General features: G+C 40.8%; 23 protein-coding genes and 2 pseudogenes. 22 read left to right on the plus strand and 3 right to left on the minus strand.

Annotated elements, in window-relative coordinates; translation table 11 throughout:
- Positions 1-54: 54 nt before the first annotated feature.
- From BM126_RS08835 to BM126_RS08865, 7 genes are all read left to right on the plus strand, one after another.
- Positions 55-1227: a Gfo/Idh/MocA family protein gene (locus BM126_RS08835; RefSeq protein ID WP_090989165.1), complete on the plus strand. Its 1173-nt coding sequence runs from the start codon at positions 55-57 to the stop codon at positions 1225-1227.
- Positions 1228-1229: 2 nt separating this feature from the next.
- The gene (locus tag BM126_RS08840; protein WP_090989166.1) at positions 1230-2201 is read left to right on the plus strand and encodes a sugar phosphate isomerase/epimerase family protein; all 972 of its coding nucleotides are present in this window, start codon (positions 1230-1232) and stop codon (positions 2199-2201) included.
- A gap of 133 nt (positions 2202-2334) precedes the next feature.
- Complete coding sequence (locus BM126_RS08845) at positions 2335-3627, plus strand: MFS transporter (protein WP_090989167.1); 1293 nt, start codon at positions 2335-2337, stop codon at positions 3625-3627.
- Between the two features lie 587 nt (positions 3628-4214).
- The gene (locus tag BM126_RS08850) at positions 4215-4844 is read left to right on the plus strand and encodes an MBL fold metallo-hydrolase (protein ID WP_090989168.1); all 630 of its coding nucleotides are present in this window, start codon (positions 4215-4217) and stop codon (positions 4842-4844) included.
- 226 nt (positions 4845-5070) lie between these two features.
- Positions 5071-5490: a hypothetical protein gene (locus tag BM126_RS08855; RefSeq protein ID WP_090989169.1), complete on the plus strand. Its 420-nt coding sequence runs from the start codon at positions 5071-5073 to the stop codon at positions 5488-5490.
- Positions 5491-5576: 86 nt separating this feature from the next.
- On the plus strand, positions 5577-6014 hold the full coding sequence (locus BM126_RS08860; RefSeq protein WP_090989170.1) for a hypothetical protein: 438 nt from the start codon (positions 5577-5579) through the stop codon (positions 6012-6014).
- Positions 6015-6128: 114 nt separating this feature from the next.
- A complete protein-coding gene (locus BM126_RS08865) occupies positions 6129-7244 on the plus strand; it encodes a class I SAM-dependent methyltransferase (protein WP_090989171.1) in 1116 nt (371 codons plus the stop codon).
- A 116-nt stretch (positions 7245-7360) separates the two neighbouring features.
- Here the strand turns inward: BM126_RS08865 and BM126_RS08870 are convergent, their stop codons facing one another.
- A complete protein-coding gene (locus BM126_RS08870) occupies positions 7361-7606 on the minus strand; it encodes a DUF2626 domain-containing protein (protein WP_071350278.1) in 246 nt (81 codons plus the stop codon).
- 442 nt (positions 7607-8048) lie between these two features.
- On the opposite strand from BM126_RS08870, the gene spx reads away from it, so the two are divergent.
- From spx to BM126_RS08900, 6 genes and pseudogenes are all read left to right on the plus strand, one after another.
- Complete coding sequence (gene spx / locus BM126_RS08875) at positions 8049-8429, plus strand: transcriptional regulator Spx (RefSeq protein WP_090989172.1); 381 nt, start codon at positions 8049-8051, stop codon at positions 8427-8429.
- A 226-nt stretch (positions 8430-8655) separates the two neighbouring features.
- Positions 8656-9264, plus strand: a complete 609-nt coding sequence (locus BM126_RS08880; RefSeq protein WP_141770055.1) for a hypothetical protein — start codon at positions 8656-8658, stop codon at positions 9262-9264.
- A gap of 343 nt (positions 9265-9607) precedes the next feature.
- Positions 9608-10588 (plus strand): quinone oxidoreductase family protein, encoded by a 981-nt coding sequence (locus BM126_RS08885; protein ID WP_090989173.1) that lies wholly within the window; start codon positions 9608-9610, stop codon positions 10586-10588.
- Positions 10589-10642: 54 nt separating this feature from the next.
- On the plus strand, positions 10643-11530 hold the full coding sequence (locus BM126_RS08890) for a TIGR01777 family oxidoreductase (protein ID WP_090989174.1): 888 nt from the start codon (positions 10643-10645) through the stop codon (positions 11528-11530).
- Positions 11531-11623: 93 nt separating this feature from the next.
- Positions 11624-12090 (plus strand): annotated as a pseudogene (locus BM126_RS08895) (GNAT family N-acetyltransferase).
- Positions 12091-12189: 99 nt separating this feature from the next.
- Positions 12190-12657, plus strand: coding sequence for an NUDIX hydrolase (locus BM126_RS08900; protein WP_090989175.1), 468 nt, complete (start codon positions 12190-12192; stop codon positions 12655-12657).
- 18 nt (positions 12658-12675) lie between these two features.
- Here the strand turns inward: BM126_RS08900 and BM126_RS08905 are convergent, their stop codons facing one another.
- Complete coding sequence (locus tag BM126_RS08905; RefSeq protein ID WP_090989176.1) at positions 12676-13248, minus strand: GNAT family N-acetyltransferase; 573 nt, start codon at positions 13246-13248, stop codon at positions 12676-12678.
- A 265-nt stretch (positions 13249-13513) separates the two neighbouring features.
- Between BM126_RS08905 and BM126_RS08910 the strand changes: the two genes are divergently transcribed.
- Positions 13514-14413 carry an SDR family oxidoreductase gene (locus BM126_RS08910; RefSeq protein WP_371261433.1) on the plus strand — a complete coding sequence of 300 codons (900 nt, stop codon included), beginning with the start codon at positions 13514-13516 and terminating at the stop codon, positions 14411-14413.
- On the opposite strand, the gene BM126_RS08915 is transcribed toward BM126_RS08910, so the two are convergent.
- Positions 14396-14959: a GNAT family N-acetyltransferase gene (locus BM126_RS08915; protein ID WP_090989178.1), complete on the minus strand. Its 564-nt coding sequence runs from the start codon at positions 14957-14959 to the stop codon at positions 14396-14398. The genes BM126_RS08910 and BM126_RS08915 overlap by 18 nt on opposite strands.
- 380 nt (positions 14960-15339) lie before the next feature.
- Here BM126_RS08915 and BM126_RS08920 point away from each other — a divergent pair, with 380 nt between their 5' ends.
- The 8 genes and pseudogenes from BM126_RS08920 to comGB all read left to right on the plus strand — a co-directional run bounded on the left by BM126_RS08920 (position 15340) and on the right by comGB (position 21863).
- On the plus strand, positions 15340-15657 hold the full coding sequence (locus BM126_RS08920) for a hypothetical protein (RefSeq protein ID WP_090989179.1): 318 nt from the start codon (positions 15340-15342) through the stop codon (positions 15655-15657).
- Positions 15658-15829: 172 nt separating this feature from the next.
- Positions 15830-16648 (plus strand): hypothetical protein, encoded by an 819-nt coding sequence (locus tag BM126_RS08925; protein ID WP_090989180.1) that lies wholly within the window; start codon positions 15830-15832, stop codon positions 16646-16648.
- Positions 16649-16873: 225 nt separating this feature from the next.
- A complete protein-coding gene (locus BM126_RS08930; protein ID WP_090989181.1) occupies positions 16874-17362 on the plus strand; it encodes a GNAT family N-acetyltransferase in 489 nt (162 codons plus the stop codon).
- Positions 17363-17762: 400 nt separating this feature from the next.
- A pseudogene (locus tag BM126_RS08935) lies at positions 17763-18231 on the plus strand (transposase); the annotation flags it as partial.
- 265 nt (positions 18232-18496) lie between these two features.
- Complete coding sequence (locus BM126_RS08940) at positions 18497-19117, plus strand: hypothetical protein (protein WP_090989182.1); 621 nt, start codon at positions 18497-18499, stop codon at positions 19115-19117.
- A 232-nt stretch (positions 19118-19349) separates the two neighbouring features.
- On the plus strand, positions 19350-19514 hold the full coding sequence (locus tag BM126_RS22800; protein ID WP_256213034.1) for a hypothetical protein: 165 nt from the start codon (positions 19350-19352) through the stop codon (positions 19512-19514).
- 260 nt (positions 19515-19774) lie between these two features.
- Positions 19775-20845: a competence type IV pilus ATPase ComGA gene (gene comGA / locus BM126_RS08950; protein ID WP_090989183.1), complete on the plus strand. Its 1071-nt coding sequence runs from the start codon at positions 19775-19777 to the stop codon at positions 20843-20845.
- Entirely contained in the window at positions 20826-21863 is a 1038-nt protein-coding gene (comGB, locus tag BM126_RS08955) for a competence type IV pilus assembly protein ComGB (RefSeq protein ID WP_090989184.1), read from the plus strand. The genes comGA and comGB overlap by 20 nt, the downstream gene beginning before the upstream one ends.
- Positions 21864-21872 lie beyond the last annotated feature (9 nt).

Raw genomic sequence — 21872 nt, forward strand, 5'->3', positions numbered from 1 at the left:
AAAAAACAATACGAATTTACAATAACCACCGTTTAACGAAGGAGGATAAGGACCATGGAAAAAATTAAAGTCGGAGTCATCGGGATGGGTTTTATCGGACCTACCCATATAGAAGCCATCAGAAGGCTCGGATTTGTCGAAGTTGTCGCGCTGGCGGATTCCAGCCTGGAGGCAGCCGAAAAAAAGGCAGCTGATTTTGGCATTCCAAAAGCCTATGGCGATTATCGCGATATGCTGAAAGACGATGAAATTCAAGTCGTGCATAATTGCACACCCAATCACCTGCATTTCGCAATCAATAAAGACATCATTTTAGCAGGCAAGCATGTATTATCTGAAAAACCGCTGGCAATGAACAGTGAAGAATCCGCAGAACTCCTGGCATTGGCCAAAAAACACAAGGTTGTTCACGGTGTAAACTTTAACTACCGTCAATACCCGATAGTTAAGCAGCTGGCCGCCATGGTCAACCATGAGCAGCTAGGGAAAGTAAATCTTGTTCACGGGAGCTATTTGCAGGACTGGCTTTTGTATGAGACTGATTTCAACTGGCGTCTGGCACCGGAAGCAGGAGGCAAATCACGTGCCATTGCTGATATCGGTTCGCACTGGTGTGACACTGTTCAATATGTAACCGGAAAAAGAATTGTCGAAGTATTCGCTGATTTGGCCACAGTCATTCCTGTAAGGAAAAAATCCAAATCAAATGAAGCCACTTTCGGCTCCAAAAACGATCAGGAACTCGAATATGAAGATATTCCAATCAGCACAGAAGACTATGCTTCAGTTCTGCTGAAGTTTGAAGATGGTTCAAGAGGCGTATTTACAGTTTCCCAGGTAAGTGCGGGCCGCAAAAATCGTTTAAGCTTTGAAATCAACGGAAGCAAAAGCTCTGCTTATTGGAATCAGGAAGAACCGGCAAAATTGTGGATTGGGAATCGCGATAAACCAAATGAAACCATGCTTGCTGACCCATCTCTATTCTTGCTGGAGGCACAAAGTGGGATCCATCATCCAGGCGGACACAATGAAGGATGGCCGGATGCATTGAAAAATGCAATGCTGAATTTCTATTCATTCATTCGCGATGGCAAAGATCCAGAGCGTGATGAGGCTGGTTTTGCTACTTTTGCGGATGGACATGTTTCCATGTGCATTACCGAAGCCATCTTAACAAGCCACGAACAACAAAAGTGGGTTAAAGTAAGCAGAGGCCAGGAGGGGTAATCATGAAATTAGGTGTATTTACGGCTCTTTATCAAAATCTGCCCTTTGAGGAAATGCTGGATAAGCTTGCCGGTATGGGCGTTGAAGCAGTGGAATTGGGTACAGGCAATTATCCGGGAAACAGCCATTGCAATCCTGACGAGCTCTTGGAAAGTCCTGAAAAGTTAAGGGGTTTCAAAAAAGCTGTTGAAAGCAGGGGAATGATCATCAGCGGACTGAGCAACCATGGAAATCCGCTCCATCCCGATAAAAAGGCTGCTGCTGCTGCACATGAAACATGGAGAAAAACCGTTTTGTTGGCTGAACGGCTCGAAGTTCCAGTTATCAATGGATTTTCAGGATGCCCGGGTGACCATGCCGAAGCGAAGTTTCCAAACTGGGTGACATGCTCATGGCCGCCTGAATATACAGAGGTTTTGGATTGGCAGTGGAATGAAGTTGTAATTCCGTACTGGAAGGAGGAAGCGAAGTTTGCCGAACAGCACGGAATCAAACAAATTGCATTTGAAATGCATCCTGGTTTTGTCGTTTATAACCCTGAAACGCTTTTAAAATTAAGGGAACACGCAGGATCTTCCATTGGTGCCAATTTTGATCCGAGCCACCTCTTATGGCAAGGAATCAATCCTATTGAAGCCATTAAAGCGCTGGGAAAAGAAGAAGCAATCTTCCATTTCCATGCCAAAGATACGTATTTGGATAAAGCAAATATCAGTGTGAACGGCGTATTGGACACGAAACATTATAGTGATATTTTAAACCGTTCCTGGACATTCAGGTCAGTAGGGTATGGCCAGGATGAAAAGGCTTGGAAAGACATAATCAGCACTCTTCGCGCGGTTGGATATGACTATGTCGTTTCTATTGAGCATGAAGACATGCTGGCATCCGTTGATGAAGGATTGGGCAAGGCTATCTCTCTATTAAAGGGAGCGCTTTTCAAAGAGCAGCTAACCGAAATGTGGTGGGCATAATCCGTTCCGGGGATTCGATACAGGTACTTTCACTTTCATCTAGGCGCCTGTCTCGAATCCCTGGGCCTGCCTTACCTTTAATAGGACTGAAAAACATCATCAGAAGTAAACATAAGATTACGAGGTGAGTAAAATGAATGCGATTACAGAACAACAACAAAAAAGAGCCGGACTACCTGGGAAAATGATTTTTGGCTTTGTCGCAATTCTTATCTTTATGGCCGGTGATGGGCTGGAACACGCATGGCTATCACCTTATTTGATTAACCATCAGGGATTGACTGTCCAGCAGGCGGCAACGCTTTTCACAGCATATGGAGCAGTATTGGCGCTCGCTGCCTATTTCTCAGGAGTGCTAACGGAAATATGGGGGCCAAGAAAGGTCATGGTAATCGGGCTCATCACTTGGCTGGCCGGCCAAATTCTTTTCATTGAATTGGGTTTAAAGCAGCATAATTACGCTGCGATGTTACCAACCTACGCACTGCGCGGTATTGGCTATCCTTTCTTTTGTTATTCATTTTTAGTCTGGGTTACCTACCGCAGCCCGCAGCGTATTCTGGCTTCAGCAGTCGGCTTTTTCTGGGCAGCATGGAGCGGCGGCTTATATGTAGTGGGAAGTTATTTCCCTGCTTTCATGACTGATAAGATTGGGTATATGGGCCTTTTATGGAGTGCAGTTGCCTGGGTGCTTGTCGGCGGAATTGCAGGACTTATCGTAGTCGGAAATGTAAAAGTCGGCGTGAATAACGGTGACGCAAAGGACAAACTCAAGAGCTTATTGAGCGGATTTACGATCTGTATTGAAAAACCAAAAGTGGCCATCGGCGGGCTGGTCCGGATCATCAATTCAGTTGGTGTAGGGGCACTGCCAATTTTCTTTCCGCTTTACTTGGCTTCCGAATACAAATACTCTACAGGTGAATGGCTGACCATTTGGGGAACCTTTTGGCTGGCGAACATCATATTCAACCTGGTTATCCCATACATCAGCGACAGATGGCTCGGCTGGCGGAACACGGTCATGTGGCTGGGCAGCGTCGGCTGCGGTATAATGACCCTGGTATTATTCTATACACCACACGTTGTTGGCCACAATTTCTGGGCTATGACAGCAGTGGCCATTATATTTGGAATCGTACTTTGCGGATTCGTTCCGCTTTCTGCCCTGGTAGCTGCTTTGGCACCCGAACAAAAAGGTTCCGCCATGGCAATCGTAAGCTTCGGTGCAGGCATGTCCTACTTCATTGCACCGGCAATCGTTGGCCTGTTCATCAACAGCATTGGCGCAGAAGGACTTGCATGGGTATTCTCCATCCTATACTTTTCCGGTGCTGTGTTAATGAAATTCATGAAACTTCCTTATGAAGAAAAGCAGGAAGAAGGCAAAGAAAAACTTTCTGAAAGAACTGCTCGTGCGAATTAGGAAACCTTGTAAGTAAATCATTTAGGATTCAAAGTTTGAACCTTAACGGCTTTTCCGTTAAGGTTTTTTAGTGTGCCAGGCCTGTTCATCAGCTTGACGGTGAAAGTCTGTTATGGGCGTTGAGGTTTGCGAGCCATGACACAGCCCATGAACTCTAAGGGGAAAAGAAGCTCAGAAAGAAGGACGGTCTTTTAAAAGAGTGGGGCTTCCCTTATTTAACCACGACAGCACAAGAACAATAGGGAATCTACCAATAGACTAATTGACAAGATTGTTGAATAAGAATTTGAACAAAGCCTTTAAGAGGGACGTGTGGTATATTAAGGAAGAAAAAAAGCTGTTAGCAACGTTTTCGGAAGGAAATAAACTTTCCTCTGTTAGAGTTTCCCTCCTCAGGCTTCATTACAAGCTTCCAAGGCTCACATTCCTGATATCCATCCTATTACTATCCTTCTTTTCAACCTGTATTCCGTTGCTTTTCACCATTTATTTCCCTTGTACTCTCCCTTTATACCAATTCTCCTTTAAAAACGGACAGGTAATGGTGTAAGATGAAGTTTATAAAATGTTGAATTGGAGATGAGAAGATGAAATGGAATCAGCTGCCACTTGGCCCGCTGCAGACCAATTGTTATGTATTGTCCAATCAGGAGGAATGCATCATTTTTGATCCTGGAGAAGAACCGGATAAACTGATTAATTACATAGGCTCCAAAAAATTGAAGCCGCTTGCTGTGCTTCTGACACATGCCCATTTTGACCATATTGGCGCATTGGATAAAATACGCAGCCAATACAGAATCCCCGCCTACATCCATGAAAAGGAAGCCAAATGGCTGCTTGATCCTGCTTTAAACGGGTCTCAATCATTTATGCCGGAACATCCGCTTCGATGCCTTCCTGCAGAAGAAATTATCGCCAAGGAAGAGCTTACTATCGGAAGTTTTTCTTTTGAAATCCTTGAAACACCGGGACATTCCCCGGGAAGTGTTTCATTCTACCTGAAAGAAGAAGGAATGGTCATATCTGGTGACGTTTTATTCAAGGACAGTGTCGGCCGTACAGACCTGATAGGCGGTAATGAAGCGCTGCTGATGAAGAGCATCCACAGCAGGCTGCTGACTCTCCCTGAAAACACGATTGTCCTTCCAGGCCACGGACCAGTTACAACTATAGAAGATGAAATGGAAACAAATCCATTTCTTAACGGGTTTTAACCAACTATCGGAACTGCAGTGATGCAGTTTCTTTTTTTTGTTTATTTAAGGCTCTAGGAGAATCGCTGCCCTCTTGCAGTTATTAATAAATGTAATTATAAGGAAAAAATATATGGTATAGTTTTTAAAAAGGAGTGATGAAAAACTATTATATTGGGAGGCTGGATATGAAAATGAATATATGTGGATGTATTTCAAAACTACTTTATGCTTTTGGAGGCCTTAAATGAAAACGGCATTACTGCTTATAACACTCATCTTCGCAATCTCTTTAACTGGATGCATAGGTCCCGGACTGGGTGACACAGAAACGAAGGTAGCCGGCGACTACTATTTAGTGAAGTCAGGAAAGCATAAAGCCAGCTTGATGAAAGAAGTTTCTGGAACAAAAGAAGGGATTATTCCTAATTCGGTTACCGGATTGTATGTGTATGAAGATTATATTTTTGCACGTCAACAGCCTTATGATTTGGAAAAGGAGAAATTAGTAAAATCGGAAACTCATTACTTTGTCCTTCATCATTCCAGTGGTGAAATGAAAGGGCCGCTCTCTTTAACCGAGTTCAAAAGTCTGCTGAAACGCATGGATGTCAAAACAAAAGTGAAATTTGAGAAGGATAATATTGTCCATGTGAATATTAATTAGCTTTAATCATAGCTGGGCAGATCCAGCATTAACAGAACGAGACCGAATTAAATCTTGCCCGAAATTTGAAAGCAGGGAGAATCATTATGAAAAAAACAGCACTCTTTTTATCAATCGCAGCTTTTTTAGGTGCGGGAAGCTATCTTATATATGGGGTAAATGAACACGATCAGCCATCACCGAAAGAAAATGCTGCAAAGAAATCTGACATCTCGACATGGGTCTATCATACAAAGGTTCCGGAAGATTACATATGGAAAATTCACTTCGATCATGGCTTAAATAAAAACATTCTTAGCGATGAAACGGCATATGTTTTGGATAATGAAAATAAACATGTTCCTGTCAGGCTGCAGTCAGGAGATTCAGGAACACTTACCATTAAGCCGCCGAAAGAAGGGTATAAAAAAGGAATTACATATAACTTATACACAGATAGGGATTTGGATAAAGAATTTATTGGAGACGAAAAGCAGCCGAAACTATACCGAATACAATTCACCGTAAGCAAAAGTGGAGCATAGGCGGATAATAAAAAGTCAGAATAATTCAACACCTTTTTGCACCGATATATGATTCCAGCCTGTTAGGAATTATGTCTCTATCTATAGAAACTGTTTTAAAAGGGGAGAGTGCTCATGGAGACGGGCCGTTCGATAGACAGCATTTTAAAAGAAAAGGCGGCAGCAAGTAAAGATGGAATGATTACTTATAGAGAGTACATAGAGACAGTGCTTTATTCACCAGAGCATGGCTATTATATGAAGGAGAGAGAAAAAATCGGAAAAAACGGCGATTTTTATACATCCAGTATAATGAGTGATGGATTTGGAATAGCCCTTGCAAAGTGGTTTTCGTATAGTCTGAAAGAAACTGGCCTGCATCCTGTCATTGCCGAGATTGGGGGCGGCACTGGAAATCTGGCATACAGCATCCTCTCTTATCTGAAAGAAAATGATAGAGAATTATTTTCATGTTTAACCTATATTGTGGCGGACAGCAGCCCCTATCATCAAAAACGGCAGAGGGAAAAGCTGAAAGGCTTCGATCATATCGTTTATGCAGAATCCTTCGCAGAGTTGGAAAATTTCGAGGGGATTATATTTTCCAATGAATTATTCGATGCGCTGCCGGTCTATGTTGTTGAAAAAAAACAGGGTGTTATCCATGAAGTATTCCTGGAAATGAACAATGGGTTTCTGACCGAATGTCTGAGGCCCTGCATAAATACAGAACTGATAGGGTATATAGAGAATCAGAATATCATCTTAGCCGAAGAGCAGCGCATGGAAATACCGTTTGATATGGTTGCTTGCCTAAAGTCATTCTCTCAAAAACTGAAAAAAGGTTTTTTGTTAACAATCGATTATGGATATACACACGATGAGTGGAAGGAAAACATTCACTCTAAGGGCAGTTTAAGAGGATATTATAAGCATACGATGGTGAGTGATGTGCTGGAACGTCCCGGCGAGATGGATATAACGTCACATATTCATTTTGATGCACTTAAAAGCTTCGGGACACAGTACGGATTAAGAAATGAAACGCTGCTTGGGCAACATGAATTTCTGCTTCGCTGCGGACTGCTTGAGGAAGTGGCCGATCATCAAAACACGGATCCATTTTCAGCTGTTTCTAAACGTAATAGATCCATCCGCAGCCTGCTTCTTCCGGGAGGGATCAGTTCTTATTTCCGCACCTTGATCCAGACCAAAAATATGCCGAAGCTTGACAGGCTGTTTCCTTATTAAACATGAAAAGCTCCCTGCTGAATGCAGGGAGCTATGTATTGCATTTGTTTAGCCCGCAGGAAGTTATGTCCCGCTAGCTCAACCGGCTACATGAAGCAAACCGGGCAGGCTGGACTTTATTCCATGCCTGCTCCCGGAACCATCATAAAAGTGGACCAGTAGGTAAATCCGACGAAGAAAACGGTAAGATATGCTCCGAACACATAAATATACATCCGCTCAGATAATCGCAAATAACTTAAAAGAATAAAGAATCCAGTTTGTCCAAAGAAAATCAAGGCTGTTGTATACATATCACCTAAATAGAAAAATATGGCCATAATACCAGTCCAGAAACCAAGAACTCTGTACATGCGCTCCATCTGTATCCCTCCTTTGTGCCAATCATATCCATTCTAAATAATTATAAATTACAAGTTCGCAGGATGTAAAGACTTGATTGTATGCGCTTTATTATTTAAAGGCGAAAAATACAGATAATTCAAGTTTTTTTGGAAGGATGTTTTCGTAAACTTTGCTGCTATGGACAAGGGGCTGATTTCCTCTTCAGGAGTCTCGCACCTTACACTCCAATCAAACCGGATTAACAATGGGAATGCTTCAGGGAACATATTAAAAACAACAATATTCAGCTCTTTAAATTAAGCCATTTACTAATTTTTTTCACATATCAGGAGGAAAGCAAAAAAATTTAAAAATAAATCTTATACATGTAAGGGTAAATGCTGTACAAATGTTATACATATATTATACAATCTCCGTATACCTACTTAGATAATTAAAATTTAGAACGGAGGATGAACAATGAAAACATTAACTTTCTTTTCATACCCAAGCTGTACGTCATGCCGCAAAACAAAAAAATGGCTGCGGTCTAATCAAGTTACTTTTGAGGAACGTCATATCTTCAGGGAAACACCAACTCCGGACGAATTGCAGGAAATATTAAAATTAACAACAGAAGGGCTAGATGAGCTGCTTGCTACAAGAAGTGAAACCTTTAAGAGCTTAAACTTGGATTTGGATGACTTAAAATTGTCTGATGTCCTCCAGCTATTATCAAAGGAACCGAAGCTATTAAGGAGACCGATTGTTACGGACGGGGAAAAGCTGATTATCGGCCATCACGAAGATGCACTAAAAAGCATGGTTCATATGAAAAATGAATTGAAAATGAGTATGTAAAATGAATTCTCGGTCACTCGAGAATTTTTTTTTTTGGAACGGGCAATTTTGCCTGCTGCTTTGACCCTTTGTGGTTTCCTAAAAGAGATTAAACCGCGGCTTTTATTAAAAGGCAATTTGAAAGAAATATTGCAGATAGAAGGAATTTGGGAAAAACAGGGAGAATTAATAGACGATGATGTTATTTAAGATGCCGCTGAAAGTTAAACATGAAGAGGAGGGCATTGTGATAAAAAAAGAATTCGAACGTCCAACCGATTATTATGATAATCGTCTATATCCTATTGATGAAGAAATTTGCAAGCTGCTTCAGCAGAGGAAATCTATTTGTGAGGGAAAACCAGGCTTTCCGCCAGATAAGACAATCACTGAGTGGGCCGGGAAATATGATCTTTTTGAAGAGTTCCTGCAATCCTTATTCGGATTAATGAGGATGGATGGCTTCTTCAAGCCGCATGTTGAGCCATCTGGATTTATAAAACATCTGCCTGTATTAAAATCCTTTGAAAAAGAGGAGGAGATTTATACAATTACTTATATCAAACAATACACAAATGCCAGTGTGCTGAACCTTCATATTGATTGGGATGAAAAAATGGATACCCCGCTTGAGATGATAAGAAAAAGACCCCGTGATTTTTTAGAATTAAAGATAGACCAATACGATTGCCGTTCAGATGGCAGCGGCGGAGGACAAGGATACCGCACCCATACATATATTATATCCCCAGCATTGCCGGACAACTTATCCGGGCTGGAACTGGTTTTCAATAAAAAAGATTCAATATTCAGTGAAACAGAAATGGAAGACAACATAATCATCACATTGGATTAAGGGGACTATGTTTGTGATTAAGGATTCTGATAAGAGAACCCATTCTTTATACTCCAGTGACACCAAGAAAAATCATCGGTTTTTCTTGGTGTGTCTTTATTAGGCCAATAATTTCGCATGCTTTATTCCGCAGCATTCCACGGAGAACAAACCGCTTCATCCACACCCTCGACGCTTAGCAGCAATCCTTTGCATTAGGTTATTCATAGATGAATAGTTGTATTTGGTATATAATGCATGCTGATAATTTTTTCTAATCGTTATACATAAGACATCTGTCATTCCTTCGGGTTTATGAAGATTGTAAAATAAAGGAAGGGTTGATGGAGGGGAGGACAAAGGGATGAAAGCAATTATTGTAAAAGGGTATGGAAATCCCGAGGTTCTTGTCTGCACAGATACAGATATTCCTGATATAGGACCCTCTCAGGTACTGATCAGGGTAGAAAAGACAAGTGTGAACTTTGCAGATATTAAAACAAGATACGGAAAAAAAGGAAGCAAAAAACTGCCTTATATCCCCGGGCTTGATACAGCTGGGGTGATTGTAAAGACTGGACGCGATGTCCGGAAATTCAAGGAAGGACAGAGAGTGATTGCTTTTCCTTTCACGGGTTCTTATGCAGAATATGCAGCTGCCGAGGAAAACCTCACCTTTGCCCTCCCGGAGAATATAGACTTTGATACGGCTGCTGCGTGTCCCACAGTCTCTTTTCTCGCATACAAACTTATTTGTGATATTGCCAGAATCCAAAAAGGAGAAAATGTTCTAATCCATTCAGCTGCCGGAGGAGCAGGCACAGCAGCCATCCAGCTGGCAAAAGTTTTGGGAGCCGGAAAAGTAATTGGAACGGTAGGGAATGAAAGCAAAGCTAGAACAGCTCTTGAAGCAGGAGCAGATATGGTCATTTGTTACGAAACAGAGGATTTTGCAGAAAAAGTCAATGATGCAACAAATGGGAAGGGCGCGGATATTATTTTGGACTCTATTGCAGGGCGGGTTTCTGAGAAAAGCCTATCTTGCCTTGCTCCATATGGCAGGCTGGTACAATACGGCAATAGCGGAGGCAAAGCAGGAAGCTTTCAGACAAGTGACCTTCATTCCAGCTGCCGGTCCGTGCTGGGATTCTCCCTTGGGACTACAAGAAAGCTCCGCCCTGAAATCCTTGAGGAAACAGCGGGACATGTGCTCCGCTATCTTTCTGAGGGCTCTTTGAAAATGAAAATCGGCCGCCGCTTTCCTTTAGAAGACGCTCATTTGGCACACGGGCTGATGGAAAGCAGGCTAAGTGAAGGGAAGATCCTGCTTGACGTGAGGAAGTGAAGAATCATATTGATAGATATATAAACGTTTGATCAAAAAGGAAGAAGGAATTTTATGAAAAAGAAAGCGGTTTTAGCGGGGGGTACTGGATTTATAGGTGCCTTTCTTGAAAAAAAGTTCTGTGAATCGGGCTACGAAGTAAAGGTGATTTCCCGGCAGGCTCCACATATTAACTGGCAAGACACAGATGCCATCATCAGTGCGCTTGAAGAGGCTGAGATATTAATCAATTTGGCAGGCAAGTCTGTGGATTGCCGCTATAATAAAAGGAATAAAGAGACGATTCTTCTTTCAAGGACGAAAACGACGAATATTCTCGGAAACGCCATATCTCAATGCAAAATCCCTCCTAAGCTCTGGATCAATTCCAGTACAGCCACCATCTACCGCCACGCGGAGGACCGACCAATGACGGAGGAAGAGGGAGAGATAGGCTCTGGATTCTCTGTGGATGTTGCCAAGGCATGGGAACAAGCATTTTTTGATTTTCAATTGCCTGAGACAAGGCAAATTGCCCTAAGGATTGCGATTGTTTTGGGAAGAGATGGAGGCGTGATGACTCCCTTTAAGAATATGGTCAAGTTCGGCCTTGGAGGCGCACAAGGACCTGGGACACAAAAATTCAGCTGGATCCATGTTGAAGATCTCTGCCGCATCATCACCTTTTTACAGGAAAAAGAATCGTTGAGCGGTGTATTTAATTGTTCCTCTCCGAATCCTGTCACGAACGCAGAGTTAATGGAAAACCTCCGAAAAGCCATGGGGGTTAAGGCCGGGCTTCCATCAGCAAAATGGATGCTTGAGCTTGGCGCTGTGTTCATCAAAACAGAAACAGAGCTAATTTTAAAAAGCAGATGGGTAATCCCTGAAAGGCTGATAAAAGAGGGGTTCACATTCAAATACAGCCGCATTGAAGATGCCCTTCATCAAATCCTCAGCTGATAAGCAGCAAGGCAGCTTGTGTAATCATTGAAGGTTTCTAAAGGATAAAGAGTCAAGCGGGAACATCTAAAACTATGATTAGAGGTAACATGGATGAACGTTCAATTGAATGCTGTGACAAGAGAAAACTGGGAAGAAGCTTTGTCATTAAAGGTTAAAGCAGCACAGAGCCGCTTTGTTCCCGAACCAGCGGTATCACTGCCAAAGTTTATATTAAACCAGACGGAGACAATGTCCAATACATTCCATTTGCCATCTATAATCATGAACAATTAGTCGGGTTCATTATGCATGCATATATTGAAAATACAGCAAATATGTACTGGATTAGTGGATTTATCATTGACGAAAAGCACCAGGGCAAGGGATACGGGAAGGCCGCTCTTGACGGGATGATTTCTTGGATCATCAAAACTTTTCCTGCATGCAAAGAAATCCGGCTGACTGTACATAGGGAAAATCATACGGCCAGGGGACTATATGAAAAATATGGCTTTGTTCCTTTAGGAGAGGCAATTGGCGAGGAAGATGTATGGTCTCTGCCTGTCTCGAAGCGTTGATGAGAAAAAAGCAGAGATGAAAGCTAAGGTATGTTCTCTGAGATAGTACGAAAGCACATTTGATCTCTGCTGGCCAAATAAGAATTCATGGAGAAACTAATGACGCAAAATAACATCGTATTGGTTGTGAGTACATCAATTATTAACAATAATAATGACGTACTGCTTATAAAAGAAAACAGGTTATCTGAGAAAAATAAGTGGAATTTTCCTTCTGGGCACATAGAGCAAGGAGAAGATATACTTCTTGCTGCATGCAGGGAAGCAAAAGAAGAAACCGGCTATGATATCAGGCTGACACACACGACAGGGGTATACAATTTTATCAGCCGTACAAATCATCAGGTGATACTACTTCATTTTGTCGGTGCCATTACCGGAGGTTCACTGAAGCTTGAAGAAGACGAAATTACAGACAGTAAATGGATTCCGCAAGCGGAGATTTTAGAAATGGAAAACGGCGAACTCCGTAATCCTGGTGTTATGAAACAAATTGCACGATCTTTAATAGATAAGGATTTATATCCTATAACTCTCTTCAAAGACCAATTAGTATCACTTTATTGAAGGCTGCCGTGCACCCCATTAGCTTAACAAACCTATTTCTATGAAGGAGTCTTTTATTGATTGATATTCCCTATCTAAAATACTCATAAATATATCTGTTTCATATTTACCCTCAATTAGGGCTCCTTCTCTTTCTACTCCTTCTTGTATAAAACCACACTTTTCATAACATTTGATTGCTCTCTTGTTATACTGGAGAACTCTCAAATCAACACGATGTAGTTGGAGTTCCTCAAATGCGTAACGGAGTACCAATTGTGTAATTTTTGTTCCTAATCCTTTGTTCCAAACAGTTGGGTCAAATAATCCAACAGCGTAACGTGCTCTATTATCTAATTTATTTACAGTTAACCGAGCCTGTCCTACAAAACGCCCTTCAAATTCTACACACCATTCTAGTTTATTGATTTTAATAGCATTAACAAATTTCTGAGCATCTTCCTTTGTTTTCGGTGATAAATTCCTTGTATCTCCACCATACATTCTTTCAAGTTCTTTATTTACTTCAATTTTTAAGTAATCAATTACATCACGCTCAATAGGTTGCCGTAACAACACTTTATCGCCTTTTATCATTGGTGCTTCATTCATTTACCGACACCCCTTCAACTTTCTTCTTCAACATTACTGCTCCGTTACTTGAAGAACACGCACTTCCATTATATGTTATTTTTGAGATGTATCAATCATCCATTGAAAAACAACGTTTTTTTTAAGCACAACTCCGAGCGTACTGCTAGGTTTATTGATATTTGAAAAAGGGAATCGTTGTACATACACATCTTCATTTAACGTTGTCTGCACTTATGCAGAACATATGAATGATGGAAATTCACTTAACTAAGGAGAGATACCTGTGTCAAATCCTGAAAATCCATTAAACCAGTATTATAACGAAGATTACCCAAAACAATATCAACAGCCGCCAGCCGTTCAGGGCGAGATGAACCCGCTTCCGGACTGCGGTGAAACAAGCTATAAAGGATCCGGCAAGCTATTGAACAGAAAGGCCCTCGTGACAGGCGGAGACTCTGGCATCGGACGCGCTGCAGCCATTGCATATGCACGTGAGGGAGCAGATGTTGCCATCAATTATCTTCCTGAAGAACAGGCAGATGCAGAAGAAGTGAAAAAGCTTATTGAAGCAGAAGGAAAAAAAGCCGTGCTGATTCCCGGCGATCTAAGTGATGAATCTTTTTGCAGAGAGCTTGTCGAAAAGGCGTATAAAGAATTAGACGGGCTTGATGTCCTGGCGCTTGTTGCCGGTAAGCAGCAAGCTGTTGAAGATATCGCGGAGCTGTCTACAGAGCAGCTGCGAAAAACATTTGAAGTCAATGTCTTTTCATTATTTTGGACGGTACAGGCAGCATTGCCGTATTTGCCAAAAGGTGCTTCCATAATCACCACAACCTCAGTACAGGGCTATAACCCTAGTCCTAACCTGCTGGACTATGCATCAACAAAATTCGCGATTACCGGATTTACCCGCGGATTGGCGAAACAGCTTGGATCAAAGGGCATTCGTGTTAACTCTGTTGCCCCGGGCCCAATCTGGACACCATTGCAAATTTCAGGAGGGCAGCCAAGCGACAAAATCCCTGCTTTCGGACAAAACACACCGCTCAAGCGTGCTGGCCAGCCAGTGGAATTAGCGGGTGTATATGTATTCCTTGCTTCAGAGGATTCAAGCTATGTGACAGCCCAAGTGTATGGTGTTACAGGCGGAATCGAACTGGCCTCAAAGCTGTTTTTTTAAGTTTTCATGGAATCTTCCCATTACAACAGTATGATAATACCTGCCGTCAGAAAGAATTTTATCATTTTTTAAGATGCCTTCCATTTCAAATCCAAGCTTGCGATAAAGGGAAATGGCCTTTTCATTAGTTTCCAGCACATTTAACGTCATTTTTTTAATCCCGTTCACGTCTGCCCAGCAAATCGATTCTTTCAATAAATTTTTCCCTATAGCATAGCCCCAATACTCTCTTAAAACACATACTCCGAATTCAACCTTATGAGAAAATCTCTTTAATTGATTTCCCTCGCATCTTGAAAAGCCGACTATCTTATCCTGCACCAGAGCAACAAGAAATAGATTTGTTTTACTTTCAGAATCTCTTTTAATAATTTGTTCAAAGCCTGGCGGATCAATGAATGCCTCACCTTTTTCTCTATCTAAGTTTTCTGTTTCACCATCAATCTGCAGCCTCAATTGAGACAAATCCACGGCATCTTTTTCACTTGCAGACCGGATTGTATAATTCATTCCATTCACGCAGAATTCTTGTTTGTTTATAATCATGATTATCTCCTTTTTCAACCTTGTTTCTAACAGGCTGTTTTCGAAAGCATTGCTGCTAGGGAATTAGGGGCTGATTTCCAGTTCAGGATGCTCGCTTTCCACTGAGCGGGCGGTGCTTCCACAGGAGTCTCGCACGTTACGCTCCAATCAGCCTCATTTAATAATGAGATCTCTCCCAGAACTCATTAAAAACAGCAATCTTTAAGAAAAGAGCCTTCTAATAAAAGAAGTTCCATAACGCTGTATCCATTTGGCTTCTGCCTTTTCCGATCCTCAACAAAGATATTCTCCATCTGCATCGTACTTTCCTGTTTGTGCTCATTGAATGAGTGCTGTATGGAAATACTATCCTTACACATAAAAAAATAAGGAGGGCTATCATGCCAAAAAAGAACGAAGCAGCTGACGGAACTGCGGAGGAAAAAGAAGCTTCCGGGTCAGGAAAAGAAAATACAAAGAATGCAGATAATACGAGCCGCCTATTGGGAGAGGTACTAACCTACCTTTCAGACGATGAAGTGGAGGAAATAGATATTGAATATCTCCTGGACCACACAGAGGGCCTCAGGGATTGGTGGGATCAGTACCGTGAAAACAACAGAAAGCAAATTGAAGAAGAAATTAAGAATTCTCTGAACAAGCTTCCTCTTAACGAACTGGAAAGCATCCGCGAAAAAATTAAAGGGAAAACAAACTGATGCCAAGTAAATAACATTTCTTAATGAATGCATTCTCTATGAGGGAATGCATTTTTTCGCTGTAAATAAATGGATAATCATGATAAAGTAGTACCATGGGAATATGAAAATAAGGTAATTTTTATACAGCGATTAAAGGGTGTTTCGAGTTATCAGAAATGGGGCCGGGGATTTGAAAAAAATAAAACTGTCTTCTATTATTTTGTTTCTGTTCACATTTTTTTTAACCATTCAAGGAGCCAGTGCTGCTGAATTCTATTTTCCGAAGGGAAAAGGTGAAGTGCCGGCAAAGGCTAAGGAATTTGCGGAGAATCATTTTAAAAAAATAGTTGTGGACACTATACAACAAGATAATCCATCTTACTATTACCTCACAGATAATACCGAAGATATCAGATTTGGTGATTTGCTCCCCACCTATTCGATGACGAGGGAGTTCAAAAAAAGTACAGATGATATAAAGGAAGCCCACAAGGGATTAATACAGGCCAATGAATGGATTTCCGTTGTTTATCAGGAAGGCAAACCTGTTAATGTGATTGGGACGTATAGAAATGAAGAAAATAAATATGAATTTTCTACTTTCGGATATGGAAAGAGTCTTGCGGAAAATCTTGTCGGATTAAAGCCAAGTCCTGACACGAAAATTTTTGATGAAATGCCGAGAAATGCCTGGTATCTGTATCAAAACGGCAAGGTAAGCGGGTTAAATGATTCAGCAAAAAAAATACTCCCTGCAGCTGTGAATGTCATACAATTCAGGAAAGATATCATCGAAAGATATAAAGATGCGAAGCCTATTTTAGATGCTAACGGAAATGACAGTTCTGTCGGAGGAGGCGGCGGGGGAGACACATCCAAAGACCTTGATAATGATAAGGCACTCAGCCCTGTTGTCTTGTACGGAAGCATAATCCTGCTCGCTGCACTGGCTGCCACCGCCTTTGTCATCATTCGAAAAAGACGTAACAAATCTTCAGATATAATATAGATACAGAAACTGATCATATTCACAAAGCTAACAGATTTACAAGTAACTAACCCGCACAACTTTTTAGTTATTGGCTCTGTTAATGTTAATGTTGATTTTTGATATAAAGGAAGGAAACCCCTTAGTAAAAGGTTTCCTTCATTTAATCTAACGTTATTTTTTATTGAATATTCGGTACTTCCCATTTTCTTCGACAAGCTATTGAAATTGAAAAGAGGTTTAACAATGACAGTTACACTAAGCTCAATTTCCAAAGATGAAAAGCATATTCTTCAGAATTTATACTCTCTTTATTTACACGACCTTTCAGAGTATACCGAGGATATAGATATATCAACAAATGGTTCATTTGAATTTGATTCATTAGAATTAATTTGGGAGAGAGAAGGGTTAACACCATATTTTCTTAAAATAGAAAAGTCGATTGTAGGGTTTTTATTGCTATTAGAAAGACCTTTTTTAAGAAAGGAATATGATTACAGTATTAATGATATTTTTATGTTGAGAAAATATAGAAGAAAAGGAATCGCAATTTCATTATTAAAGGACCTATTTAAACACAAAAAAGGTAGATACTTTGTGATTGAATTAGAGAAGAATGCTCCTGCTATTTTATTTTGGAGAAAAGTTTTTAGTGAGCTAAATATTAAATTCGAAGAAGAAAAGAAAATGGTAGATGGAGAGGATTGTTTAGTCCAATCTTTTCAAATTTAAACAAGATTCTTAAACTGAAGGGTGAATTTCTGTACGTGAAACAATGTACTTAAACTATAGGGTGCTTCGAATTATAGAGTTAACCAGTTTTTACTGGTTGCTCTTTTTTTATAGGATCTATTATTTCAGTAGCCAGGGTAGAACGTAAGGTGCGTGGGAATAAGATCTCGTGAACTAAACTGTTCGCCCCCTACTAGTAGAAAGATGTTTTGAGGCTGGTTGGGACAAGATCTCGCATAACAAGCGAAGCTATGGAACTACAGGGAGGCCATACACCAATTATTCAATGTCTGGAGGACAATCAATATCTTTATATCTTGGTCAATCCGATTATTCCAAATCAACCCATGAAACAAGCCTTAGGAAGGTAAAGACGGATGCCGTTGATGCTTATCATTTTATGTATATCTCTATGCTTCTTCAGTACCAAGAACACCTAGCCAGTATAGAGGCGGAGATAGATGTCTTGGCAGAAGAAATTAAAGAATGTAAGATAATCCAATCCATTCCCGGTATAGGAGGAAAGATCGCGCCAACGATCATTTCAGAAATCGGAGAAATTGACCGGTTTAATCACCCTAAGAAACATGTGGCTTACGCAGGAATAGATCCAAGTGTACATTCATCAGTTCACAGCTACTATAATTCATATTACTAAACGAGGTTCAAGCCGATTACGGCACGCTTTGTATATGGCCGTTTTATGCGGGATTAAAAGCTCCAGAAACAAGAAGCTAAAAGAGTATTATAATCGGAAACGAAATGAATGGAAGCCTTCAAAAGTAGCAATGATCGCTTGTGTAAACAAACTCTTACACTGGATTTATGCAATCCTAAAAAGGAATGAGGAGTTCCTAGACTTGGATTAATCCACAATTAAAAGCATCTTATGAAAAACCTTCCAATTAATGTTTGGAGGGTTTTTTGGCGTGTCTTCAAAAAGTATAACAGGGAAGAAAATATATTTTAATAAGAAGTTTTTGACTCATATTAGCTGGTTTAGTTGAAGAAGAAACATCAAAGGAATCAAAGAGAAAATATAAAGAATCCTAAACTAAATTAATTCATATAATCTATTTTCACTTTGTTTTACAGTATTTTTATGGTATTTTTGGTAAAAGGAGGGAAAACATTGTGAATGTTAAGAAATTTACTGTACTGGTTATTGCGATACTGTTTTTTACTACAACCATTTTTTTTCAGGAAATATCTGCCAATAGTTTAACTCAAAATGCTACTGAGGTAGTTCCGAACGGCTATAAGAATCGACTGGAAAGCTTACATATAGGTGGGTCTAATAAAATATCTAACAAAATATTCACAGAAATTAAAAAAAGAGAACTTCAAAATGAAATAACCAACCGTTCAGATGAATATAAAATTGTAAATGCAGGATTAACCTCTAATCCCACACATACTCTATATTTCAGTTTAAACGGAAATAATAACCATTTTTATATTCAAATTTTCAAAGGTCATCTTGACCTTCATAACAATCATAAGATAATTGAGAAACAGGAAAAATGGAGTTTAGTACCAGAGTCTCAATTGTCAAATAAACCACAACAGAAAAAATATATTATAGCTGTTTCGGAAATAACTTACAAAAATAACCCATACACAATCATTATCCAAAGTTATGATATTCAAACAGACTCCTATGCAACACCTTATACAAAAGCAGAGATTTTAAACTTTGCAAACGCCATACAATTAGATGCAATTATTAAAGTTATAACATCTCAGACATTGTGAAATATTGACTTAAACTATAGAGTACTTCGTATTATAGAGTTAACCAGTTTTTACTGGTTACTCTTTTTTTTATAGGACCCAGTAGGGTAGAACGTACGGGTGCGTGGGAGTTAGATCTCGTCAACTAAACTGTTCGCCCCCTAATTGTAGATGATGTTTGAGGCTGGTTGGGACAAATGATCTCGTATAACAAGCGAAGCTATGGAACTACAGGAAGGGATAGGGGTTACTGGTGAGTAAAAATAAGGGAGAGATATTAATGAATCCACTCATTGGCCTAGATGTAGCTAAAGGAGAAAGTGAGGTTCAAGCTTTTTTTGATAAAGACAAGCTGTTCGGGGAAAGTTTCAGTGTAAAACATACCAAGGAGGATTTAGATCGCTTATTTCTTTTTTGAGAGAATTTTGAGGAATATACTGGGGTTAGGCCAGCAGTCATTTTTGAATCTACAGGACATTACCATACACCAATTATTCAATGTCTTGTGGGAAGTCAGTATCTATACATCTTGGTCAATCCGATTATTTCCTATCAAGCTAAGAAAACAAGCCTTAGGAAGGTAGATTCAATACCATTTAAAATAAATTGAGAATAAAGAAGGAATACCAGGAATAATGCCGAAATATATAGTTATTCAAATAAGGAGGTGTAAAATGGTTGGAATCCATTGAAAAAACAGCAGATCATATATTATCAAGCGCTATCCGCTTGTCTGCTTCTGATATCCACATTCTTCCCCGCAAGGAAGGGCCGCTCGTCCAGTTCCGCATAGATAACAAGCTGTATCCCCAGGAAGTACTCACCCAGGATGAATCTGACAGGCTCATATCCCATTTTAAGTTTCTTGCATCGATGGATATCGGCGAAAAAAGAAGGCCGCAGAGCGGTGCCATCACCATGACTTTGGACAAAAAAACGGTCGGTCTCAGGCTGTCGACACTTCCCGCATCTTATTCAGAAAGCCTTGTGATCCGTTTGATCCCGCAGCATGCAATCCTTCCTCTTGAACGTTTATCGCTCTTTGGCAGCACTGCCAATAAACTCATCGCTCTCCTTAAACACTCCCATGGCATGATCATCTTTACCGGCCCAACTGGAAGCGGCAAAACGACCACCCTTTACTCCCTGCTCCACCACGCAAAAGAAATCATCAACCGAAATGTCATCACACTTGAAGATCCCATAGAAAATGAATCTGAAAAAGTGCTGCAGGTGCAGATTAATGAAAAAGCCGGCATTACGTATTCAGTCGGGCTTAAGGCTGCATTGAGGCATGACCCGGACATCATTATGGTCGGGGAAATCCGGGATGCGGAAACAGCCAAAATCGCTGTAAGAGCAGCGCTGACAGGACATCTTATATTAACCACCATGCATACACGTGATGCAGAAGGAGCGGTATACCGCCTGATGGAATTTGGCGTAAACTGGCTTGAAATACAGCAGACACTGATTGCTGTAACTGCACAGCGGCTATTAGAGCTAAAATGCCCTTTTTGCAAAGAGGTGTGTACAGAAGAATGCGAGGACAAAAAAAGAAGCAAGCGGGCAAGCGTGTATGAATTGCTGTACGGAAAAGAGCTTACCCGTGTGCTGCAGACAGCGAAGGGCGAAAAAGGAAAAATAAAGTATCGTACACTGAAGGACGAAATCAGCAAGGCAGTGGCCATGGGCTATGTAAAGCGAGAGGAATTTGACCGGCTGGTGCATGAAGATGAAGCGAAGTAAATGGAATATGAAGGAACAGGCACTGTTATTATCCAGGCTCGGCGATCTGCTGGAAAATGGATATCCGCTCTCGCAGGCGCTCCACTTCCTGAAACTCCAGGAAACGAAGAAAAAGACGGCAGACTTAGAAAACGCCCTTTTAAGTCTGCGGGACGGAAACCCGCTTCATTCTGTGTTAAGCGAGCTTCGCTTTCATCCCCAATTAATCAGCTACATATTTTATGCGGAACACTATGGACAGCTGGCAAAGGCGCTTAAAGATGCAGGATCCTACTGGCAGAAACGGGCTCAGGATATGGAGAAAATCAAGAATTTGCTTTTTTATCCGATTTTCCTGCTCGTGTTTGCAGGCAATGTTTTTTATGTGCTTCAGAAGGTCCTGATCCCCAAATTCCAAGTTCTCTTTCAATCGATGGACGCCAAAGAAAATGTATTTATGAATCTGGTTCTCAGCTTTACAAAAATCCTCAAGGAAGTTCCATGGATACTTGGCATCCTTTTATTTTGCATCCTGCTTTTAAGGCAGTTCTGGTTCAGGAAGCTTTGCCCCTTGAAACAGAGGAGCCTCCTGCTTCGCATCCCCATTGCCGGTTCTTTCATCCGGTTATTCGAAACCCACTTTTTTGCCAGCCAATTCAGCGGTTTGCTGTCTGGCGGGCTCTCCATTAATGAAAGCATCACATTATTTTCAAGAAATCAGCAGCAGCCGTTCTACAATAAGCTATGCACCAGGATACGCGAAGAATTGACGGAAGGAAAATCCCTCGAGAAAATCATAGGGGAGATGCCTTACTTTGAGAAGCATCTTGGCATTATTACAGCGAACGGGCAAAAGCATGGACGGCTGGATCAGGAGCTGTTTCATTACAGTTCCTATCTGCTGAAGAAAATAGAAGAAAGGATGGCCATGATTGTAAGGATCATACAGCCTTTGCTGTTTTCTATTATCGGATTACTGGTTGTTTCCATTTATCTGGCAGTACTCATGCCGATGTTTTCATTGCTTGACGGAATTTAAGGAGGAAAA

The organism is Bacillus sp. OV322, assembly GCF_900112495.1.
Classification (GTDB): Bacteria; Bacillota; Bacilli; order Bacillales; family DSM-1321; genus Peribacillus.

Bases quoted from the DNA above. Each gene is read 5' to 3' on its own strand.
- BM126_RS08835 (WP_090989165.1), top strand. From the start codon at position 55: ATGGAAAAAATTAAAGTCGGAGTCATCGGGATGGGTTTTATCGGACCT.
- BM126_RS08840 (WP_090989166.1), top strand. From the start codon at position 1,230: ATGAAATTAGGTGTATTTACGGCTCTTTATCAAAATCTGCCCTTTGAG.
- BM126_RS08845 (WP_090989167.1), top strand. From the start codon at position 2,335: ATGAATGCGATTACAGAACAACAACAAAAAAGAGCCGGACTACCTGGG.
- BM126_RS08850 (WP_090989168.1), top strand. From the start codon at position 4,215: ATGAAATGGAATCAGCTGCCACTTGGCCCGCTGCAGACCAATTGTTAT.
- BM126_RS08855 (WP_090989169.1), top strand. From the start codon at position 5,071: ATGAAAACGGCATTACTGCTTATAACACTCATCTTCGCAATCTCTTTA.
- BM126_RS08860 (WP_090989170.1), top strand. From the start codon at position 5,577: ATGAAAAAAACAGCACTCTTTTTATCAATCGCAGCTTTTTTAGGTGCG.
- BM126_RS08865 (WP_090989171.1), top strand. From the start codon at position 6,129: ATGGAGACGGGCCGTTCGATAGACAGCATTTTAAAAGAAAAGGCGGCA.
- BM126_RS08870 (WP_071350278.1), bottom strand. From the start codon at position 7,606: ATGGAGCGCATGTACAGAGTTCTTGGTTTCTGGACTGGTATTATGGCC.
- spx (WP_090989172.1), top strand. From the start codon at position 8,049: ATGAAAACATTAACTTTCTTTTCATACCCAAGCTGTACGTCATGCCGC.
- BM126_RS08885 (WP_090989173.1), top strand. From the start codon at position 9,608: ATGAAAGCAATTATTGTAAAAGGGTATGGAAATCCCGAGGTTCTTGTC.
- BM126_RS08890 (WP_090989174.1), top strand. From the start codon at position 10,643: ATGAAAAAGAAAGCGGTTTTAGCGGGGGGTACTGGATTTATAGGTGCC.
- BM126_RS08900 (WP_090989175.1), top strand. From the start codon at position 12,190: ATGACGCAAAATAACATCGTATTGGTTGTGAGTACATCAATTATTAAC.
- BM126_RS08905 (WP_090989176.1), bottom strand. From the start codon at position 13,248: ATGAATGAAGCACCAATGATAAAAGGCGATAAAGTGTTGTTACGGCAA.
- BM126_RS08915 (WP_090989178.1), bottom strand. From the start codon at position 14,959: ATGATTATAAACAAACAAGAATTCTGCGTGAATGGAATGAATTATACA.
- BM126_RS08920 (WP_090989179.1), top strand. From the start codon at position 15,340: ATGCCAAAAAAGAACGAAGCAGCTGACGGAACTGCGGAGGAAAAAGAA.
- BM126_RS08930 (WP_090989181.1), top strand. From the start codon at position 16,874: ATGACAGTTACACTAAGCTCAATTTCCAAAGATGAAAAGCATATTCTT.
- comGB (WP_090989184.1), top strand. From the start codon at position 20,826: ATGAAGATGAAGCGAAGTAAATGGAATATGAAGGAACAGGCACTGTTA.